The organism is Marinobacter algicola DG893, assembly GCF_000170835.1.
Lineage (GTDB): Bacteria > Pseudomonadota > Gammaproteobacteria > Pseudomonadales > Oleiphilaceae > Marinobacter > Marinobacter algicola.
Genome location: NZ_ABCP01000055.1, coordinates 1 through 19828 on the forward strand (window position 1 = coordinate 1; position 19828 = coordinate 19828).

Here is a 19828-nt window from a genome sequence, read left to right on the forward strand (position 1 = left end):
CACCCGCTGAATATTCAGATTGTGAGGTTGTTGATGACTGCGTTAAACGGACAAATGCGTGCTTTGATATTAGATAGCTATGAAGAAGGTACAGTATTCCGGGATGCCCTGATTAACTTACCTTCTCCATCAGCAGGTCAGGTGCAAGTAAAAATATTTGCGAGTGGCGTCAATCCTATTGATTACAAGATCCGCCGAGGTATCGCTCCTTATGCCATGCCGGAATTACCCGCAGTACTTGGCACCGATTTGGCTGGAGAAATTGTTGCTATCGGCGACGGCGTCACCGACTTTGCAGTAGGCGATGCAGTTTATGGTCTGACTGGCGGAGTGCGAGGATTGCAAGGCTCATCCGTCGCTTGCTGCCTTATCAGTTAGTCCATCAGATCACACACCAAGAGATTCAATGTCGCTGGCCAGCATCGCGAGTTGGTGAGCAATGGATTCCCGCAACTTTTCCCCGGAAATCAGATAGGAAGGCGCCGCACAAGTCAGCGCCATAATGGTGCCGTCCTGCAGGTGAATGGGCACACCCGCGGAGTTGATGTTGCGATCCCACTCGCCGAGCGACAGACAGAAACCATACTTCTTGTAGTCCTCCATCGAGCGCTCAAGGCCCTCCTGCTTCTCCGGCCAGGAATCACCATATTTAGCTTCCATAGCGTCCGCGATTACCTTGCGGCCTTTGTCCGAAATCGCACAATAATAAGCTCGCCCCGCCGATGTGGTGGCCATGGGCAGTTTCAGGCCGATATCCATACGCAGCAGCGATGCTTCCGGCGGCAGGCGATTTTCCACGTAGATCATGTGCAGACGATCGCGGCAAGTCAGGCCCACGGACATGTTGGTCTGGCGGGCAAACTCATCCATATAAGGCTTGGCCAGCTGGCGCACTTTAAGGTTGGAAACGTAGGCATAACCAAGTGCCAATACACCGGAGCTGAGCTGGTACTTTTCCAACTGGGCGTTGTAACTGAGGTAACCCAGCTTGGTCAGGGTGTAGGTCATGCGCGAAACCGTGGGTTTCGGCAGCCCGGTCAGGCGCGCGATGTCCTGATTGCCCAGAATCACCGAGCCCTGGCTAAAGGCGCGAAGCACATCCAGGCCACGGGAAAGTGCCTCTACAAACTTGCGATCTTTCTCAGGCTTTACCGGTTCACCATCACCGGATGCTGCCAGGAGTTCCGGCGGGGTGGCTTGTGCTTTTGTCATAAACGGGCGTCCTCCAACAGCTGCGCCTGATCCGCTGTGCCCGGACTACCAGGGCTATGTTCGGATAGTAGGAAAAGATGCGGTATTTTAATCGCTGCAGATATCAAGTACCAGAAACCATTATCAAAAGTCGTGCCAAATATGAAACACTCTTCCTTTATGTTTCAATTCTCTTCCAATATCGCGACATGTAACCCCAGGTTTACGAGCTTATTGCGGTATATTATTCTGCATTGTGAAATCTAGCAGCCAAATTAAAAGCTGTCGACAACCCCGGAGAGCACATGAAAGTTCTATTTGTAGCAGGAGACCCCAAACCGGAGCGCTGGACGGTTCCCATAAAGGAGCTGCTTCCGGAAGCCGAGGTTCATGTATGGGACGCCAACGGCCCGGCGGTGGATGCCGATTACGCCATTGTCTGGCAACCACCGGAACAACTGTTTGAGCGCGAGAAAAAGCTCAAAGCCGTGTTTAACCTGGGCGCGGGAATCGATGGGTTGCTGGCCGTACCCAATCTGCCGCCCCAACTGCCCATCGTGCGCCTGGAAGACGCCGGCATGTCCGCGCAGATGGCGGAATACGTGTTGCACCAGCTACTGGAAGCCAGCCGGGGCATGGAAACCTACCGCGAGCAGCAACGCCAGGGCATCTGGAAAATTCATCGCCCGATCAAGCGCAGTGAGTGGCCAGTAGGCGTCATGGGCCTTGGCCATATCGGCAAGCGAGTGGCACGTACCCTCGCCGGACTGGATTACCGGGTCAATGGCTGGGCCCGGAGCAAGCACGACCTGGAGGGCGTCTCGACCTTTTCCGGTACCGAAAACCTGCCCGATTTCCTGCAATCAACCCGCGTTCTGGTGAACACTCTGCCACTGACCGACGAAACCCGGGACATCCTCAACCAACAACATCTTAGCCAACTCATGCCCAATGCTGTGGTGATCAACGTGGGCCGGGGAGAGCATCTGGTGGAAGAGGACCTGATCAAAGCCATCGAAGACGGCCATGTTGCCCGGGCGTCCCTGGATGTGTTTCGCCAGGAACCCCTGCCCGCGGATCACCCCTTCTGGCAGCGACCGGAGATCACCATTACGCCACATATCTCGGCGCGCACGCTGAGGGACGCCACTCTGGAGCAGATCACCGGTAAGATACAGGCACACCATAATGGTCAGCCGATTTCCGGCATCGTGGACCCCAGCCGCGGCTATTGAAGTCCTGACATTCGCGCCGGTCAGCCCGTGGCCGGCGCCACCACAAATATCCCCCACAGCATCAGCAATAACAACGGAATGGAGAGCAGGACAAAAGCGCCGTTCCAACCAAACGCCACCACCCAGCGTGATACCTGCCCGAATCGTGACAGCAGCATAACGGCCGGGCCGAACGGCGACAGCATCATGGCAAGGGAGAAACCAATCACCAGGGCGACCGCAATCGGCAGGGGGTTCACACCCTCGGCGACCAATTGCGGCATCAACCCGGCCTGAACACTCAGCACCGTAATCGGGATGATGCCGATGGCAGAGAGCATCGGCATCATTAACAACCCACACACGGCCAGTAAAAATACGCCCAGCTCACCCGTCGCCATGCCTGCCAGGGCATCCGCCGGAATCACCGCGACCAACGCCACGCCCAACCCCGCGGAACCTGCGAAGATAGACATTTCGTTGCTCATGCCGAGCATATTGTCAGTGGCTTCCCGTACCGCCTTAGCTGGAGAGCGATCGTGCCAGAACATATAAAGAAGGGTGACCACCGGCACCGTCAGCATGGCAGCCACTGACACCTTCAGTTCCGTTAGCTGCACCAGCAGGCCCATCGCCGCAAAGATGATCAATACCAGCAGCAACAGCCGCCCACTTCCAGCCGGCCAGGCTTCCAGCGGTTCACGCTCACCGCTGACCCGACGAAAACGTTTATGCTCCAGCCCCCATCCCACCAGAATCAGCAATACCGCGCTGCCAATGCCATAGGGCAGCAGGCCCGACCAGCTCAGGGAGGGCACTTCACGGGTAATAATGGCGACTGCAACACTGGTTGGCGCGACCAGCGGCACCAGCGCAAATCCCCGCAATGTACTGATCAGCACACTGCGCAACCAGCGCAATCGCGAAGCCCCGGTAATGCCCCGCTGCCGCAGGGTTTCCGATAGCGTGCCGCAAAGCAGGTTCATCACTCCGAAGCTCAGCACCGACGCAACCCCGCAACTCACCACGGCGTATTTTGGATACAGCAGCGCTGGGCGACCACCCAGCAGCACGTCGTGTATACGCTGTAGTACCTCGAAACGGCGAACCAGGCATTGCATCATCCCCAGGCTTCCCAGGAACGCTGCATAAAAAGCAGCGTTGGATGCGGCACGAACCAGATCCTCGGCTGCCAGTTGCCGGATAAACCCCAGATAACCGATCACAACCAGCGAGATCAGGAACAGGTAACGTGAATACGATTGCAGCCGCCTCAGCGCCAGCGCGAAGTAAAACACAAACAACACACCCGCAAAGGCACTGAGCGCTATGCTGGAAAGGCACAGCGCCAACAGTTCCAGAAAAACCGCAGCAGGAACCAGAACACGGCTCATAGCAGATGACTGCCCTTCGTTGGTGGTATCGGTTGCATTTCAAACAGACCCGGATTAGTCTTCAACAGTCGATATACAAAACTTAGTTCCGCTATACGAAACTATATCAACATTAATGGCATGGCAAGCCCACCCCTTCCCTCCTTAGAAACGGAAGATCACAATGGGAGCCATGTCTGATGAAAACGGGAGATGCCAGGTGCGCGTTCATCTACGACGGATTATGAACACCCTTCGGTCGACACGCTGGCGCACTGGCCAGGGCACTGCTGCTGTAATTGAACGAGTGAACCACTAATTTTCTGAGGAGAGACACCATGGCTTCCACCCCCTGGGATGACCTGCTGCAGTTCGATAAGCAACTGGATGAAACCGAGCGCCAGGTGCGCGACAGTATCCGTTCGTTCTGCGATCAGCGCCTGATGCCCGGCATTACCGAAGCGAACCGGCATGAAAAGTTCGACCGTTCCATTTTCACCGACATGGGCGAGCTGGGCATGCTCGGTGCCACCCTGCCAGAAGAATACGGCGGCCCCGGCCTGAACCACGTGTGCTACGGCCTGATTGCCCGCGAAGTGGAGCGGGTTGATAGCGCGTATCGTTCAGCCCTGAGTGTCCAGTCGTCACTGGTTATTCACCCGATTCACGCCTTTGGCCAGGAAGCCCTGAAAAAACGCATCCTGCCCCAACTGGCATCCGGCGAAAAGGTGGGCTGTTTTGGTCTGACCGAGCCCAACCACGGGTCTGACCCGGGCAACATGGAAACCCGCGCCAAGAAAGTCGACGGCGGCTATCTGGTCAGTGGCTCAAAGACCTGGATCACCAACTCGCCCATTGCCGATGTTTGCGTGGTCTGGGCCAAGCTCGAGGGCAAAATCACCGGTTTCGTGATCGAACGCGAAGGCGCCAAGGGCCTGGACACGCCGAAGATTGAGGGTAAGTTTTCCCTGCGGGCTTCCGAGACCGGGTCCATCTTTATGGACGAAGTCTTTGTCCCGGACGAGAACAAGCTCGACGTGGAAGGCCTGAAAGGTCCTTTCAGTTGCCTGAACAAGGCTCGCTTCGGCATCAGCTGGGGTTCCTTGGGCGCTGCTGAGTTCTGCTGGCACGCAGCCCTTAATTACACGCTTGAGCGCAAGCAGTTTGGTAAGCCGCTGGCAGCCAACCAGTTGATCCAGAAGAAGCTGGCGGATATGCAGACCGAAATCACCCTGGGCCTTCAGGGCGCCTTGCAACTCGGCCGCATGATAGACGCCGGCAACTATTCGACAGACGCTATCTCCATGCTCAAGCGCAACAACTGTGGCAAGGCTCTGGATATCGCACGGGTGGCCCGTGACATGCACGGCGGCAATGGTATCGCCGACGAATATCATGTCATCCGCCACGTGATGAACCTGGAAGCGGTGAATACCTATGAAGGTACTCACGATGTCCACGCCCTGATCCTAGGCCGAGGACAGACCGGGATACAGGCTTTCAGCTGATCCCGCAGCCCATCGCTCCAGAAGCAGAGCTCCGGCTCTGCTTTTTTTATGCCCACAAAAAAGCCCCGGAGCGGGGGAACACTCCGAGGCAAGGATGCATAGAAGCACCTGAGAATGTTTTATGTCAGACGTTTATCGATCAGAAACTCAGCTTCGCAGAGGCCATGACCTGCTCGTACTGCATGCTGCTACTGGTGGCAATTTCGCCGAAATCCCAATAGGCGTATTCCAGGCCCAACGTCAGATTCCGGTGAGCAGACCACAGAATGTTGGCGTGAACCGAGGTCGATGAGTCGAAATAACTCAACGTGCCGGCAGGCGGCGCCACCAGGTCATCAACAATTTCCGTGTGCGAGACCGTCAGAGTGCTGCGCCATGCCGGCGACCAGAAATGGCGATAGGCCGCCGTGGCACCGTAGGTCTTGAGAGGCTCGACATCGCCCTGGGCAAGGGCTGCCAGATCCACATCCGGGTAGGTCAGCAGGCCCATGTACCGGCCAAGTGCTCCATAGCTGTACTGCAGGCGCAGATCATCACGACCAACCGTCGGAATGCGGGCGCTCAAAGACACGGCTCCGTCAGTTATGGTTTCATCCGCTGCGTTGTCTTCAAAATTCCGCAGCAAACCGGCAATGGAGTAAAACCCGTAGTGACCCCGGATCTGGTACCGCATTGCGAGATCCGGGTAGGACTGATCGTCGTAGGAATTGCCGTAGTAACCGTCTTCGGGATTCTCCAGGGAAACCATCAGCTTTCCGCCTGGCGCAGCCATGTTGTAGCGAATCATGGGCTGGGTTGCGTAGATAAAAGCCGCTTGCTTGCCCTGATCAAGGATTTCCGGCATGGCCGCCAGATCGGTGAACGTGGTGTAGGTCTGGCCAAAATCCCAGCCGTTCCAGGAACCGTAGGCCTGGCGCAAACGGGGGGAATAACTGTTGGACACGATCTCGTTACCAGTTTCGTTCATGCCGTCGTTAAGGTCCTGGTTAAAGTCCATCTCCAGGTAGGTGGTCAGCGTGTGACCGACGACATCCTCGGTTTTGGTGCCGATACTGATGCGTGACTCCCGGGCCGAGAAACCGGTCTTCCAATCGCTTTCATCCGAAGCCGCGGCACTCGCGAAGGTTCTCGGCAAACCAATGCTGTAGCTGTTCAGGCTGCCATTACCGTGGGAACCAAAAATAGCGTCGGCCTTGATAAAACCACCAAATGAAATCGTTGTGCTTCCAATCTTGATCCCGTCGCCGTCTCGCAGCAAATAAGGGTTGTCTTCTGTCAATTCAGGCGCGGTAGACACGGCGCCTTCCAGTTTGTTTTCCAGCTGTTGGACCCGCTCTCGCAGTTCGTCCAGCTCAGTGCTTTGCGCCAGCGCGGAGCCAGAACCGATGGCCATCAGCGGCAGCCCGGCAATAACCACGGCTCGGAGCAAGGGACGCACTTGTGAAGGTATTGTTGTTGTCATCTCAAACCTCTTAACGGAGTTGATTTCATGTCGTTGTTATTGGACGTTCCGGTGCCGGCACTGGGACACACCAAATCAATCACGCTGTTTCACTGTGCGGTATTTTGTGATTGTTAAATTTCGCATAGCAGTACCAGCTTCCGTGTTTTTGAATATAGACAATACTTTTATTATCAACAAGTGAGTGAAACCAAATTTTAATGAAATAGGTAATTACTCTGTGTTTTGTTGTTTCATTAGCATTGACAGACGAGCAACCCATGAAAGATCATTGAGTAATTCTGCTATGCGGTATATATTTTCGCTGTAATGCATTTACGAGGTTAATTCGATGAACATGAACTACACCGCCGAGGAACTCGCCTTCCGTGACGAAGTGCGTGCGTTCCTGGATGAAAAGCTGCCGGCCGACATCGCCGCCAAAGTGAAAGGATTCCGCCGCCTGTCCAAAGAGGATCATCAGCGCTGGCAGAAAATCCTTTGCGAGCAGGGCTGGTACGCTACCCACTGGCCGGAAGAGTACGGCGGTGTAGAGTGGACGCCCGTGCAAAAGCACATCTGGGACGAAGAATCCTGCCGTTACGGCGTTCCCCGCTCCATCCCGTTCGGAGTGAATATGGTGGCGCCGGTGATCATCAGGTTCGGCAGCGAAGAACAGAAGCAGACCTACCTTCCGCGCATCCTCAGCGGCGAGGACTGGTGGTGCCAGGGGTACTCCGAACCCGGCGCGGGCTCTGACCTGGCGTCCCTTAAAACCCGCGCTGTGCGTGATGGCGACCACTACATCGTTAACGGCCAGAAAACCTGGACCACCCTGGGCCAGCACGCCAACATGATCTTCTGCCTGGTGCGTACCAACACCGAGGTCAAGAACCAGGAAGGCATTTCGTTCCTGCTGATCGACATGAACACCCCCGGCATTACCGTGCGCCCCATCATCACCCTGGATGGTGAGCATGAAGTCAACGAAGTGTTTTTCGAGGACGTGAAGGTGCCGGTGGAGAACCTGGTGGGCGAAGAGGATAAAGGCTGGACCTACGCCAAGTATCTTCTGACCTACGAGCGCACCGGCCTGGCCGGTATCGGTATGTCCAAGGCAGCGCTGTCGCACCTGAAGAACCTGGCATCACGCCGCCTGAAGAACGGTCGACCGCTGCTTGAGGACCCTTCATTCAGCCAGCGCATCGCCAAAGTGGAAATCGACCTCACGGCAGCCACCATCAGCAACCTGCGGATTATTGCTTCTGTTGAAGGGGGCGGCGTGCCGGGCGCGGAGAGCTCCATGCTGAAAGTGAAAGGCACCGAAATCCGTCAGGCCATCAATGATCTCGCCCGCCGCGCGATCGGGCCCTATGCCCTGCCTTTCCTGGAAGAAGAGATGGATATGGGTTACGAGGGCGACTTCCTGTCGGATAAAGATGCCGCTCCCCTGTCGGCCCAGTATTTCAACAACCGCAAGCTGTCGATTTTCGGCGGATCCAACGAGATCCAGAAGAACATCGTGTCGAAAATGATTCTCGGGCTTTAAGGAGACGACCATGGATTTCCGACTTAATGAAGAGCAGCAGATGCTGCAGGACACCGTGGAGCGGCTGGTACGCGGTGAGTACAGTTTTGAAAAGCGCCTGGCGTTCAGTGAGACAGAGCTCGGCTTCAGCGCCGATTTCTGGCAGCAACTCAGCGAGCTGGGCCTGACCGCCGTACCTTTCTCCGAAGAACTCGGTGGCTTTGGCGGCAGCGGTGTGGAAGTTCAGTCCGTTATGACTGAGCTGGGCCGTGGGCTATGCCTGGAGCCTTATGTGCAGTCCATTATCCTGGGCGGCGGCCTGATTGGACAAGCGGGCAGCGACAGCCAGAAAGACACCTGGCTGGCCGGCATCGCCAGCGGCGAACTGAAAGCTGCCGTCGGCCTGCAGGAGCCCCAGAGCTTCTATGACCTGAATGACGTGGAAACCCGCGCCGAGAAAAACGGCGAGGGCTATGTTCTGAACGGCCGCAAGGCCGTGGTGATCAGCGGCCACTGTGCCGACCTGATCGTGGTGTCCGCACGCACCTCAGGCGACGCCCGGGATGCCGACGGCATCAGCCTGTTTGCCCTGAGCCCGGACACCGCTGGCGTTGAGCGCCGCGCTTATCCCACCATCGACGGCTCCCGCGGCTGTGACATTACCCTGAGTAACGTCCAGGTCGGTGCCGACGCGTTGCTGGGAGAAGAAGGCAAGGCTGCCGGGGTGATCGAGTATCAGGCCGGTCGCGCCATCGCCGCCATCTGCGCCGAGGCTGTGGGTGTCATGGAAATGGCCAATGAGCTGACCCTGGATTATCTCAAACAGCGCAAGCAGTTTGGCGTTCCCATTGGCCGGTTCCAGGTGCTGCAGCACCGTATGGTGGATATGATGTCGGAACTGGAGCAGGCTCGTTCCATGGCGATTCTTGCCGCCAGCGTTGCCGACAGCGAACCCAGTGACGAGCGTCGCCGCGTGCTGGCCGCCGCCAAGAACGTAATCGGCCGTGCGGGTCAGTTTATCTCCGAGGCCGGCATTCAGTCCCACGGTGGTATCGGCATGACCTGGGAGTACAACTTTGCCCACTACGCGAAGCGGCTGATCGCCATCAATCATCAGTTGGGGGATGACGATTTCCATCTGGAGCAATACGCCACTTTGTTGCAGGCAGGCTGACAACGGAGGCTCTCATCATGACGACAATTGACGATCAGTCATCACAGCGGGATCTGAGAAAGGCCGAATGGAAGGTCCGTACCGAGCTGGCCGCCGCCTATCGCCTGGTGGCGCTGTTTGGCTGGGACGATCTGGTGTTCACCCACCTTTCTGCGCGGGTGCCGGGGCCGGATCATCATTTCCTGATCAACCCCTATGGGCTTCTGTTTCATGAAATCACCGCGTCGTCACTGGTGAAGGTGGATAAGGACGGCCAGGTGGTGGAGTCTGGCGGTCTCTCCCGTGTAAATCCGGCCGGATTCACCATTCACAGTGCCGTTCACATGGGCCGCGAGGATGCCGGAGCGGTGATGCACCTGCACGCGCCGGATGGTGTGGCTGTGTCCGCCCATCGGGATGGTCTGTTGCCCCTGAGCCAGACGGCGATGCTGTGCCTGAGTCATCTGAGCTATCACGATTATGAAGGTGTGGCGCTGAACCTGAATGAGCGGGAGCGGCTGATCAGGGATCTGGGTGACAAGTCGATGATGATGCTGCGCAATCACGGGGTGCTGACGGCGGGCAAGGACGTGCCGGAGACGTTCACCTATCTGTATTTTCTGATGAAGGCCTGCGAGATCCAGGTCAAGGCCCAGAGTTGTGGGCCAACCTGTATGCCGTCAGAGCAGGCCATTCAGACAACCGCTGACCAGTCTCAGTCGCTGGGTAGTGCGGCTGCTCTGACCTGGCCCGCCTTGGTTCGGCTTCTGGACAGCAAGAGTCCTGGGTACGCAGTCTAGCTTTGTGTGCTGTGCGCCATGGAAGAGCACCGTCGCCCATGGGTTTCTAACCGTGTCGCTGATTCCACTGCTGAATCAGGAGGTGATTGATGTGCAGGGCAAGAGCGCCAGTATTAACTACGGCATCAACAAACTGCGCTTTCCCGCTGCGGTGAAATCCGGGGCGGATATCCGCAGCAAGATGGAACTGCTGGATGTGTCCAGGGTGGATGATCATCGCACGCAGGCCATTTACCGCACCACCGTGGAAATTCGTGGAGAGGACAAGCCTGCCTGCGTGGCAGAGAACCTGGTGATGTACGTGGCCTGAGCGGTCAGACGCCCGAAGCAACACAAAAAAAGGGGCCCAAGGGCCCCTTTTCTCATTCAAGTGGGTGCTGATACCCCCATCACTTGATCTCTTCCCGAACAATCTCGCCGTCTTTCACCACTGCCAGAGTCGTCTCCGTCACGAAACCGCCATTTTCGGTCACCTCGGTGACTTCGTACGGGTTCTTGCGGGTGTCCATGTTTTTCAGGGCATCGCCGATCGCAGCGCGAATGGTTTTCGGGTCGGTGGACTCGGTGGCGTCCATGGCTTCCACCAGGGCGTGCAGCGCCAGGTAGTTGTAGGCGGCTTCGGAGCCAGGCATTTTGTCGTACTCAGCCTTGTAGCGCTCGATGAAATCTTTGGCCGCAGCGGTGTCGTAGACGCTCAGTGGAACCACGCCAATGGCGCCTTCCACCATGTCCAGGCCACCGGCTACCTGGGCCACTTCGTCAATTTTGGCCTGATCCATCACAATAAAGCCGCCCTGGAAGCCCATCTGGCGGGCCTGTTGCACCACCAGTCCGGTCGGCTCAGAGGCACCGCCCACAAACATTACATCCGGGCTTTCTGAAATGATACGGCTGACGCCGGTAAAGAAATCCGCCGATTTGTTGTAGTCCATGGGGTTGTCAGAAACCACTTCTCCGCCTTTGGACTCCCACTCCTTCTTGATCATGGCGCCCCAGATTTTGGCGTATTCGTGGGTTGCGCCGCCCATGCCCAGTTTCTTGCCTTCGTGTTCAAGGGCATAATCGGTAAAGGCTCGTACGTAGCCATCAAAGGTGGGAGGAATACGCAACGTCAGGCTGTTGCCCTTTTCGGTGATGCTGGGCACGCTGGAGTAGGCCATCACCAGAAAATTGTCTTTCTCGTTGAAGTCCTGGAGGGCAAAAATGCCACCGGAGTGGGGCACGAACACCGCCGACACATTGGACTCCTGCTTCAGTCGCTTGGCATTGGTGGCCGCCTGTGCCGGAGAGTAACGATCGTCCAGGGAGACCAGGTTGACCATGGTCTTTTCGCCGTTCAGGTCAAAACCGCCCGCCGCGTTGATTTCCGCCACCGCCATTCGCAGCCCGGACAGCGTGTTTTCACCGTACAACGCAGCGCCGCCACTCAGCGGGCCGGTGAATCCGATGTTGACTTCGCCCGCCATTGCACCGGCGGACAGGCTCATCCCAAGGGTTGCCGCCGCGACAGCCTGACCCAGTTTTCTGACTATTTTCATTGTTGTCTCCTGGTTGTGTTGTGCGTGTCACTCTGATTGTTGTTGTAGGCCGGTCAGGCCCCGATATACGCCTTGCGAACCTGTTCGTTGCCCAGCATCGTCTCCCGGTCGCCTTCCATGACCAGATGGCCGTTCTCCATTACATAAGCACGGTGGGCAATCTTCAGGGCCGCAAACGCATTCTGCTCCGCCAACAGCACGGTTGTGCCCAGGCTGTTGATTTGTTTGACGGTTTCGAACACTTGCTTGACCACCAGGGGAGCCAGGCCAAGGGATGGCTCGTCCAGCATCAACAAGCGGGGGCGGCTCATCATGGCGCGGCCAATGGCCACCATCTGTTGCTGACCTCCAGACAGCGATCCGGCAGGCTCATCGGCCTTGTCTGCGAGGATCGGGAACAACTCCAACACCTCGTTCAGGCGCTTGCGGTTGCCCTGCCGATCACGTCGGTGCACGTAGGCCCCCATCATCAGGTTCTGCATGACGCTCATCTGCGGAAACAGTTTTCGGCCTTCTGCACACTGCACGACACCGCTGGCGACGACCGCGCTGGCTTTCATACCGTTCAGCTGTTTGTCTTCGAACTGGATCTCGCCGGCCGTCGGCTTTACCAGGCCACTAATGGCATTGAACAGGCTGCTTTTACCGGCGCCATTGGCCCCTAGCAGAACAACCAGCTCCCCGGCATCCACCGTCATCGAAATATCGGTCAGTGCCTTGAAGCTGCCATAGCAGACGTCGACATGGTTAAGCTGCAGCATCTTCGTCACCTCCCAGATAGGCTTCGATCACCACCGGGTTGTTGCGTACTTCTTCCGGCGTGCCCTCGGCAATCTTTTCACCGTGATCCAGCACCATGATCTTGTCTGCCAGGCTCATGATCATGTCCATCTTGTGCTCGATCAGGCACACGGTGAGTCCTTTTTCATCCACCATTTTCCGCATCAGCGCGGCGAATCCGACGGTTTCTTCCGGATTGACCCCGGCCGCCGGCTCATCCAGCAGGACGATCTTGGGGTCGGTCGCCAGTGCCAGGGCAAAGGCCACCCGCTTGCGTTCTTCCTGGGTGATGTCAGTGATTAACTGCCCGGCCACGCTCGTGAGGCCGACAAACTCCAGAGCCTCCATAGCCTTGTCTCGCGCGGCCTTTTCTTCCCTCTGCAGGCGTTTACTGTTAATCAGCACATCCCACAGCCCGGATTTCGTCCGCAGCCGGTGCCCCACGATCAGGTTGTCCAGCACGGTGGCCTGCTCAAACAGATTCGTTGTCTGGAAGGTGCGACCAACACCCAGCCTGGCCACTTGGTCACTGGGCAGGCTGGTAACATCCACGCCGTCCAGCAGGATACGGCCGGAGGTGGGCTGGTGCAGGCCTGAAATAAGGTTGAAAAAGGTGCTCTTGCCAGCACCGTTGGGGCCGATGATGGCGTTGATCCTGCCGGCTTCGAACTCCACCGACACATCGCTCACCGCCGCCAGACCGCCAAACATTTTGGTGACGTTTTCTACCTTAAGCATTGCTCTCTGCCTCCCGGTTCTGTGCGGTTTTGACCTTGTTCTCCTGGCGCTTTTTCGTAGGCGCCAGTGCCTGGGACTTGCGATGCATCCAGGTCAGGAAGGAACCGGTAATGCCTCGGGGGAAGAAGATCACCAACAGCACCAGCAGCGGCCCGAAAATGATCATTCGGTACTCTTCCAGGAACTGCAGTGACTGGGTAATCCACACAATGCCCACGGTGCCCAGCAGCGGCCCCATAATGGTGCCGATACCGCCCACCAGCAGATAGGTAATCATGTCGAAAGTGTGATTGATATTGGCCTCTTCCGGGCCGATGAAACGGACCATGCCTGCATACAGGGCACCGGCCAGGCCGGCATAGGTCGTGGACAGCACAAAGGCCAGGACCTTGTTGCGCATCAGGTTGATACCGAGGGACTGGGCCAATTCGTCACCGTTGCGGATGGCGATAAAGGTACGACCTAGCAGGGACTTGGACAAACGCCCCATGAACCAGATTGCGAACACCAGGAAGGCCAGCACCAGGTAGTAGAACGGGGTGGTGTCTGTAAAGTCCACCAGCCCAAAGCCATAGGGGGCGGCGATGTCACGAACACCGATGGCGCCGTGGGTCAGCTCTTCCCACTTGTCGATCAGCAGGTAGATGATAAAGCCCACACACAGGGTGAATATCGCAAAGTAATGCTCTTTCAGGCGCAGCGAGACGATGCCCACGAGAAACCCGAGCACCGCCGTCATCACCAGCGCACCCAGGAAGGCCGGCCAGAAACTCCAACCGTAATCAGCAGTCAGCAGGCCAAGGGTATAGGCACCGATGGCAAAAAAACCGCCGTGGGCCAGGTTCAACTGGCCGCAAAAACCGGTAATGATGTTCAGCCCGTAGACCGCGATCGCCCAGACAAACGCGGTAGCCATTACGTACACCTGGTACTCGTTCGCGGCGACCAGCGGGAACAGTATGGCGAAGGCCAGCATCAGGTACTTGGCGGCTGGCGTCATCAGCAGGGAAGCGACTTTGAACATGATCAGTGCGCCCCCTTCGCAAACAGGCCCTGTGGACGGACCGACAGAATCAGCACCAGCAATCCAAAGGCAATGATGTCCTTATAGGACGTCGAGATGTAAAAGCCTCCGAGGGCTTCGGCGAAACCGATAATCATGCCACCGGCAATGGCGCCGGGCACGCTGCCCATGCCACCGAGGATGATGATGACGAAGGCCTTCATAATGACCAGATGCCCCATGGCGGGGTACACCAGATTGATGGGCGCATAGAGGGTGGCGGCAAACGCGGCCAGCATGCCCGAGATCGCAAACGTCATCATCGCCACGCGATTGGCATCAATGCCCACCAGGAAGGCACCTTCACGGCTCTGCGCCATGGCAATAATGGTCGCCCCCGTCATGGTCTTGCGCAGGAAGAGCTGCAGGGCCACAACCAACACGAACGCCCCGGCAATGATCAGCAGGCGCTGCTCAGGAATAATTAGTCCGTCAAAATTCATGATGCCGGTAAACGGCGACGACATACGGCGGAAGTCCGATCCCCAGAACATCTGCACCACCGCTTCCAGAAACAGCAGAATGCCGATGGCGGCAATCTTGTCGTGGATCGGTGGCGAGTGCCTCAAGGGGTGGAACACCAGACGCTCACACAATATCGCCAGAACCGCGACCACCGCGGCCGAACCGGCCATGGCAATCCAGTAGTGCGCGCCCAGGTCCACCATGAAAAAGTAGGACATGAAGGCCCCGACCATATAGAGCGCGCCATGGGCGAAATTGGGGATATGAAGTATCCCGTAGACCAGAGTCAGGCCCAGGGCTACGAGACCGTAGATACTCCCCAGGGTTAACCCGTTGATGATTTGTTGTAGAAAAAGGCTCAAGTGTGCTCCTCCGCTGTTTTGTTGTTGTTGCGAGTTATGCGGCATTGGGCAGGGCCTTGCGACCCATCTATCAGCTTAATGAAACAATTGCACTGAACGTCTCGTATGTCAATATTTAGAACACCATTCCGCAGTGCGGAATCTTTAGCGTTAATTAACGTCTAGGCTTTGGCCTTCCACTCTTCTTCCTGCAACGCCCGCCACATCAACTTGCCCGTGGGTGATTTCGGCAACTCATCCACGAATTCAATGATTTCAGGCACCTTGTAAGCCGCCATCTGCTCCTTACACCAACTGACGATCTCCGCTTCGGTAGCACTGCTCTCCGCATCCGGCGTCAGTACGATGCAGGCTTTCACAGTCTCACCGCGTTTGGGGTGGGGCGATGAAATGACACACACTTCGTGAATGGCCGGGTGCCGGTACATCAAGCCTTCCACTTCCGAGGGCCATACCTTGAAGCCGGATGCGTTGATCATCCGTTTGACCCGGTCCACCATGAAGAAATAGCCCTCTTCGTCGTAATAAGCGAGGTCACCGGTGCGGAAAAAGCGTTTGCCGTCGATGTCCACGAACGCCGCCTCGGTTTCAGCCGGGCGATGCCAGTACCCCTGGGTTACCTGAGGACCATTGGAAACAATCTCCCCCACCTCGCCCGGGCCTTTCTCTTCCAGGGTCTCAACGTCAATGATGCGGCTATCCACATCGAACACAGGAATACCCAGGCACTGGGGTTTGGGGTGATCCGACGGGTTGATGTGGGTGGCGGCCATGGTTTCCGACAGGCCATAACCCTCGATGTAATCCAGGCCGGTCATGGCTTTAAGCTTGGCAGCCACCGCTTCCGGCATCGCCGCTCCACCACCACCAATGGTGTTGAGGCTGGAAAGATCGTATTGGCCGATGTCCGGATTCGACAGAAAATCCACCGCCATGGTGACAATGTTGGTCCAGCCGGTGACCCGGTAACGTTCTATCAGCCGGGCGGCGGTTGTGCGATCCCAGCGCGTCATAATGATGGTAGTTGAACCACTGTAGATGGGGCTGTTCATGGAGCCGGTCATACCGGTCACGTGGAAGAACGGCAACGTCGCCAACTGGACAGTGTTGGCGGTGCTCAGATTCCAGAACGCCCGGTGAACCGCTGTGGCCATGACACTGCGGTGCGTATGCATGCATCCCTTGGGCGCGCCGGTGGTCCCGGAACTGTAGGGAATCACCGCCAGGTCGTCCGGGCCTGCGGTGTGCTCTGCCGGCTTGTGATTACCGGCCAGCGCCTGTTCCCAGCTCACCACGCCGGGTACGTCTTTGGACCAGGCCGGTGCGGCCACCTCTGCCGGCAAATCCAGGTCGGTCTCCTTATCGATGTAGGTGTTATAGGACGTCACCACCACCCGCTCAAGATCCGTGCTGTCCAGCATCGGCAGGATAAAACCGGCCAGTTCCTGACCGGCTAGGCACACCCTTGAACCGGTATCGGCAATGTAGTGTTCCAGCTCAGCAGCCCGGTTCATCGGGTTCACCGGAATCACCACGGCGTCGGCTCGCAGTATGGCGTAGTAGGCAATGGCATACTGGGGGGAGTTCTGCATGTAGAGCAGAACACGGTCACCTTTCTTCACTCCTTGAGCCTGAAGATAGCCGGCCATCGCTTCCACTTCCGTCAGCAGCTGCCTGTAGCTCATGGGCGCATCGTAGTAGATGGTCGCTGTATGGTCCGGATACCGCAGGGCAGATATTTGCAGGTTGGTGAAAACGCTGGTGTCAGGCAGCGTCATGCTCTTTGGTAACTCTTTTGGCCAGACGCTGTGGTGGCGGGTAAATGTCATTGTTGTCATCCCTCAGTCAATTCAGTGAGCCGCAGCGGCGGCCAGATCGAATGTTCCAGTACCCCCGGGCAGGGCTTCCCGGTGACGCAATGGCGTTATCGCAATGGCTTTTTCCCGCAGCACGGTGACGTCTTCATCCGGTGCGGTAATGTGCCGGGAACTGCGATCGAACCCCAGCCACCAGTAAGGCAGGCTGCGGGCGTCCTGACCTGCCAGCAGGCGGGGCTGCTGAATGGAGCCGGTGGATTGGTTGCACCATTGCGCCTGCCGGATCACACCGGCGTCGCAGGCCGGAAAGTTCACATTCCAGGCCCGGTTTTCGCCCGGTTGCCAGAGCTTGCGGATTACCTGCTCCCCGAACACCGACACCGGCGACCAGTCAACGCCTTCCCGGCTCAGGAAGGCCTGGCTCAGCGCAATGGCGGGTATGCCCATATGCTCGGCGCTGAGCACCGCACCCACGGTTCCGGAATACTGCACCGAATCACTGATATTGGCGCCGCAGTTCACACCGGACAGCACCAGATCCGGCGGGTTTTCGGCAAACCAGTGGGCCAGCGAGTACAACACGCAGTCTGCGGGCGTACCGGACACGGCGTAGCGTTTCTCACCGTTTTCATACACCCGAAGCGGATCGTGAATGGAGATGCTCTGCCCGGCGCCACTGCGATCATGCTCCGGCGCCACCACCCAGACTTCTTCCGCCAGGTTGCGGGCAATCCGTTCGAGAATAGCCAGTCCCGGTGCGTTAATGCCGTCATCGTTGGTAATCAGGATGCGACGGACCATCGGTTCCGTGATTGCTGCAGGCTCGCTCATGACCGGTCTCCTTCACTGGCTATTTTCCAGCCCGCTTCCGCCAGCTGGCTTGCACGTTTGCCAACCTGCAGGGCATCGGCATTGGCGGCATTACCCTGCAACGCGCGGGCATAGACCCCCTGAACAATCGCCGCCAGACGGAACAGGGAGAACGCCAGGAACACATGCCAGTCGGCAATGCCATCGCGCCCGGTCTGTTGGCAGTAACGGGCAATGGTTTCCTTCTCAGTGGGAACGCCCAGGGCTTCCAGATCTTCCCCCAACAGACCACGGGAACCTTCCATGTCAGAAGGTAGGTGGTACGGCAGGCAGTAATAGGCCAGATCCGCCAGCGGATGTCCCAGGGTGGACAGCTCCCAGTCCAGAATGGCGATCACTTCCGGTTTGTCCGGTGCCAGCATCAGGTTGCCAAAACGGTAGTCACCATGGGCAATAGCGCACTCATCGGTGGATGGCAGATTCTTCGGCAGCCAGTCCATGAGCTTATCCATGGCCGGCTGCTCGTCCGTTTTCGACGCCAGGTACTGCTTGGTCCAACGGGCTACCTGCCGCGCCACATAGCCTTCCGGACGGCCATAATCTCCAAGGCCGATTTGGTTAACATCCACCGAGTGCAGTGCTGCCAGGGTGTCGATAGCCGACCGATGAGCCGACATTCGCTCCTGACGATCCAGCGCCCGCAGTGCCGGATGATTGACGATGCGGCCTTCCAGATAATCCATGACGTAGAACGGGGTGCCGATGATGCTGTTGTCTTCACACAGGGTGCGGGTGGTCGGTACTGGCACATTGGTGTACTCAGACAAAGCGCGCATGACTTTGTATTCCCGTTCCACCATGTGGGCGGAGGGCAGTGTTTTCCCGGGCGGCTTTTTGCGCAGTACGTATTGGCCGCTATCGGTGTCCAGCAAAAAAGTAGGGTTGGACTGCCCACCTTGAAATTGTTTCACGTCCAACCTGTCACCAAAGCCATCAATGGCTTTCTGAAGCCAGGCGAGGAGTTGCGATTCATCGAATTGGTGGGCTGGCAAAACGTCTACCAGGTCTGGGTTCATGGTCATCTTTGCTGTTGCCTTCCTTTGTTACATGGTTGCCCGGCATTGGGGGCAGCGGCCGGCGGGTGGAGGTGTCTTTCTTCCGGGAAAAAGAACTCGCGGCGCTCAGACATCTTTTTCCCTGCACAAAGACACCCCCACCCACCTGCCTTGACATGCTTTTGGTGATGGCTTCTTAACAGATGGTTTCGCCGCCGTCGGCGACGATGACCTGGCCGGTGACATAGGCGCTGGCCTTTGTTGACAGGAAAACGGCCAGGCCGGCGATGTCGACCGGATCACCGATTCTGCGTAGTGGGGTTTTGTCTTCGGCGCGTTTGACGCGGACCGGGTCTTCCCACAGGGCTTTGGCAAAGTCGGTTTTGATCAGACCGGGTGCGATGCTGTTCACTCGAATACCCTTTGGCCCCCACTCCACTGCCAGATTCCGGGCCAGCGCCGCTTCCGCTGCCTTGGAAACACCGTAAGTACCGATGGTTGTATTGCCGCGGATTCCGGCGATGCTGGACAGAAGAACAACCGCACCTTCACCTTTCTCGGCCATCTGCGGCAGCACCATGTTGGTAAGCCAGAAGGTACCTTTGACGTTGGTGTCCATGATCTTGTCCCAGGCGTCGTCGGTCATCTCGGCGGTGGTGCCGTAGACCGGGTTGGTGGCGGCGTTGCACACCAGCACGTCGATGGAACCCCAGGCTTCGTTGGTTTTATCCACCAGGTTCTGCAGGTCTTCCTTCTTACCTACATGGCAGGGAATGGCGATGGCTTCGTAGCCCTGTTCTTTCAACTCGTTGGCGACCTGCTCACAGGCATCGGCCTTGCGGCTGGAGATCACGACCTTGGCACCCAGACGGGCCATTTCTTCGGCGATGGCGCGGCCGATGCCTTTGGTGGAGCCGGTGATCAGGGCGACTTTTCCGGTCATATCAAAAAGCGAATTTACCATCATTCGATCCTCATACACTGAAGCATAG

At 57.4% G+C, this 19828-nt stretch carries 18 protein-coding genes and 1 pseudogene; 7 read left to right on the forward strand and 12 right to left on the reverse strand.

Translation table 11 applies throughout. The annotated features are described in order from the left end of the window. Window positions 1–33: 33 nt before the first annotated feature. Window positions 34–351, forward strand: a pseudogene (locus tag MDG893_RS18830) (alcohol dehydrogenase catalytic domain-containing protein); the annotation flags it as partial. 36 nt (window positions 352–387) lie between these two features. Here the strand turns inward: MDG893_RS18830 and MDG893_RS18835 are convergent. Beyond that, window positions 388–1212, reverse strand: coding sequence for an IclR family transcriptional regulator (locus MDG893_RS18835; RefSeq protein WP_007155430.1), 825 nt, complete (start codon window positions 1210–1212; stop codon window positions 388–390). Window positions 1213–1496: 284 nt separating this feature from the next. Here MDG893_RS18835 and MDG893_RS18840 point away from each other — a divergent pair, with 284 nt between their 5' ends. Then, window positions 1497–2426: a 2-hydroxyacid dehydrogenase gene (locus MDG893_RS18840; protein WP_007155431.1), complete on the forward strand. Its 930-nt coding sequence runs from the start codon at window positions 1497–1499 to the stop codon at window positions 2424–2426. A 20-nt stretch (window positions 2427–2446) separates the two neighbouring features. On the opposite strand, the gene MDG893_RS18845 is transcribed toward MDG893_RS18840, so the two are convergent. Continuing rightward, a complete protein-coding gene (locus MDG893_RS18845; RefSeq protein WP_007155432.1) occupies window positions 2447–3799 on the reverse strand; it encodes a hypothetical protein in 1353 nt (450 codons plus the stop codon). Window positions 3800–4116: 317 nt separating this feature from the next. On the opposite strand from MDG893_RS18845, the gene MDG893_RS18850 reads away from it, so the two are divergent. Beyond that, on the forward strand, window positions 4117–5286 hold the full coding sequence (locus tag MDG893_RS18850) for an acyl-CoA dehydrogenase (RefSeq protein ID WP_007155433.1): 1170 nt from the start codon (window positions 4117–4119) through the stop codon (window positions 5284–5286). Window positions 5287–5425: 139 nt separating this feature from the next. Here MDG893_RS18850 and MDG893_RS18855 read toward each other — a convergent pair whose 3' ends face one another. Beyond that, window positions 5426–6748, reverse strand: coding sequence for a DcaP family trimeric outer membrane transporter (locus tag MDG893_RS18855; RefSeq protein ID WP_244264459.1), 1323 nt, complete (start codon window positions 6746–6748; stop codon window positions 5426–5428). Window positions 6749–7079: 331 nt separating this feature from the next. Between MDG893_RS18855 and MDG893_RS18860 the strand changes: the two genes are divergently transcribed. The 4 genes from MDG893_RS18860 to MDG893_RS18875 are packed head-to-tail and all read left to right on the forward strand — an operon-like array spanning window position 7080 to window position 10518. Beyond that, window positions 7080–8276: an acyl-CoA dehydrogenase family protein gene (locus MDG893_RS18860; RefSeq protein WP_007155435.1), complete on the forward strand. Its 1197-nt coding sequence runs from the start codon at window positions 7080–7082 to the stop codon at window positions 8274–8276. A gap of 10 nt (window positions 8277–8286) precedes the next feature. Continuing rightward, entirely contained in the window at window positions 8287–9429 is a 1143-nt protein-coding gene (locus MDG893_RS18865) for an acyl-CoA dehydrogenase family protein (RefSeq protein WP_007155436.1), read from the forward strand. Window positions 9430–9446: 17 nt separating this feature from the next. Further along, a complete protein-coding gene (locus tag MDG893_RS18870; RefSeq protein WP_007155437.1) occupies window positions 9447–10208 on the forward strand; it encodes a class II aldolase/adducin family protein in 762 nt (253 codons plus the stop codon). A 4-nt stretch (window positions 10209–10212) separates the two neighbouring features. Further along, the gene (locus tag MDG893_RS18875; protein WP_279625885.1) at window positions 10213–10518 is read left to right on the forward strand and encodes a MaoC/PaaZ C-terminal domain-containing protein; all 306 of its coding nucleotides are present in this window, start codon (window positions 10213–10215) and stop codon (window positions 10516–10518) included. A 79-nt stretch (window positions 10519–10597) separates the two neighbouring features. Here MDG893_RS18875 and MDG893_RS18880 read toward each other — a convergent pair whose 3' ends face one another. The 9 genes from MDG893_RS18880 to MDG893_RS18920 all read right to left on the reverse strand — a co-directional run bounded on the left by MDG893_RS18880 (window position 10598) and on the right by MDG893_RS18920 (window position 19800). Continuing rightward, window positions 10598–11746 carry an ABC transporter substrate-binding protein gene (locus MDG893_RS18880; protein ID WP_007155439.1) on the reverse strand — a complete coding sequence of 383 codons (1149 nt, stop codon included), beginning with the start codon at window positions 11744–11746 and terminating at the stop codon, window positions 10598–10600. A 53-nt stretch (window positions 11747–11799) separates the two neighbouring features. Continuing rightward, on the reverse strand, window positions 11800–12507 hold the full coding sequence (locus MDG893_RS18885; RefSeq protein WP_007155440.1) for an ABC transporter ATP-binding protein: 708 nt from the start codon (window positions 12505–12507) through the stop codon (window positions 11800–11802). After that, window positions 12494–13264: an ABC transporter ATP-binding protein gene (locus tag MDG893_RS18890; protein WP_007155441.1), complete on the reverse strand. Its 771-nt coding sequence runs from the start codon at window positions 13262–13264 to the stop codon at window positions 12494–12496. The genes MDG893_RS18885 and MDG893_RS18890 overlap by 14 nt, the downstream gene beginning before the upstream one ends. Continuing rightward, window positions 13257–14288: a branched-chain amino acid ABC transporter permease gene (locus tag MDG893_RS18895; RefSeq protein ID WP_007155442.1), complete on the reverse strand. Its 1032-nt coding sequence runs from the start codon at window positions 14286–14288 to the stop codon at window positions 13257–13259. Before MDG893_RS18895 ends, MDG893_RS18890 begins: the two co-directional genes overlap by 8 nt. Window positions 14289–14290: 2 nt before the next feature. Beyond that, complete coding sequence (locus MDG893_RS18900) at window positions 14291–15154, reverse strand: branched-chain amino acid ABC transporter permease (RefSeq protein WP_007155443.1); 864 nt, start codon at window positions 15152–15154, stop codon at window positions 14291–14293. Between the two features lie 161 nt (window positions 15155–15315). Next, complete coding sequence (locus MDG893_RS18905; RefSeq protein WP_040474792.1) at window positions 15316–16983, reverse strand: long-chain fatty acid--CoA ligase; 1668 nt, start codon at window positions 16981–16983, stop codon at window positions 15316–15318. A gap of 21 nt (window positions 16984–17004) precedes the next feature. After that, window positions 17005–17784: a 5'/3'-nucleotidase SurE gene (surE, locus tag MDG893_RS18910; RefSeq protein WP_040474795.1), complete on the reverse strand. Its 780-nt coding sequence runs from the start codon at window positions 17782–17784 to the stop codon at window positions 17005–17007. Window positions 17785–17798: 14 nt separating this feature from the next. Next, window positions 17799–18863, reverse strand: coding sequence for a phosphotransferase (locus MDG893_RS18915; protein ID WP_007155446.1), 1065 nt, complete (start codon window positions 18861–18863; stop codon window positions 17799–17801). Window positions 18864–19032: 169 nt separating this feature from the next. Further along, window positions 19033–19800: an SDR family NAD(P)-dependent oxidoreductase gene (locus tag MDG893_RS18920; RefSeq protein ID WP_040474796.1), complete on the reverse strand. Its 768-nt coding sequence runs from the start codon at window positions 19798–19800 to the stop codon at window positions 19033–19035. Window positions 19801–19828 lie beyond the last annotated feature (28 nt).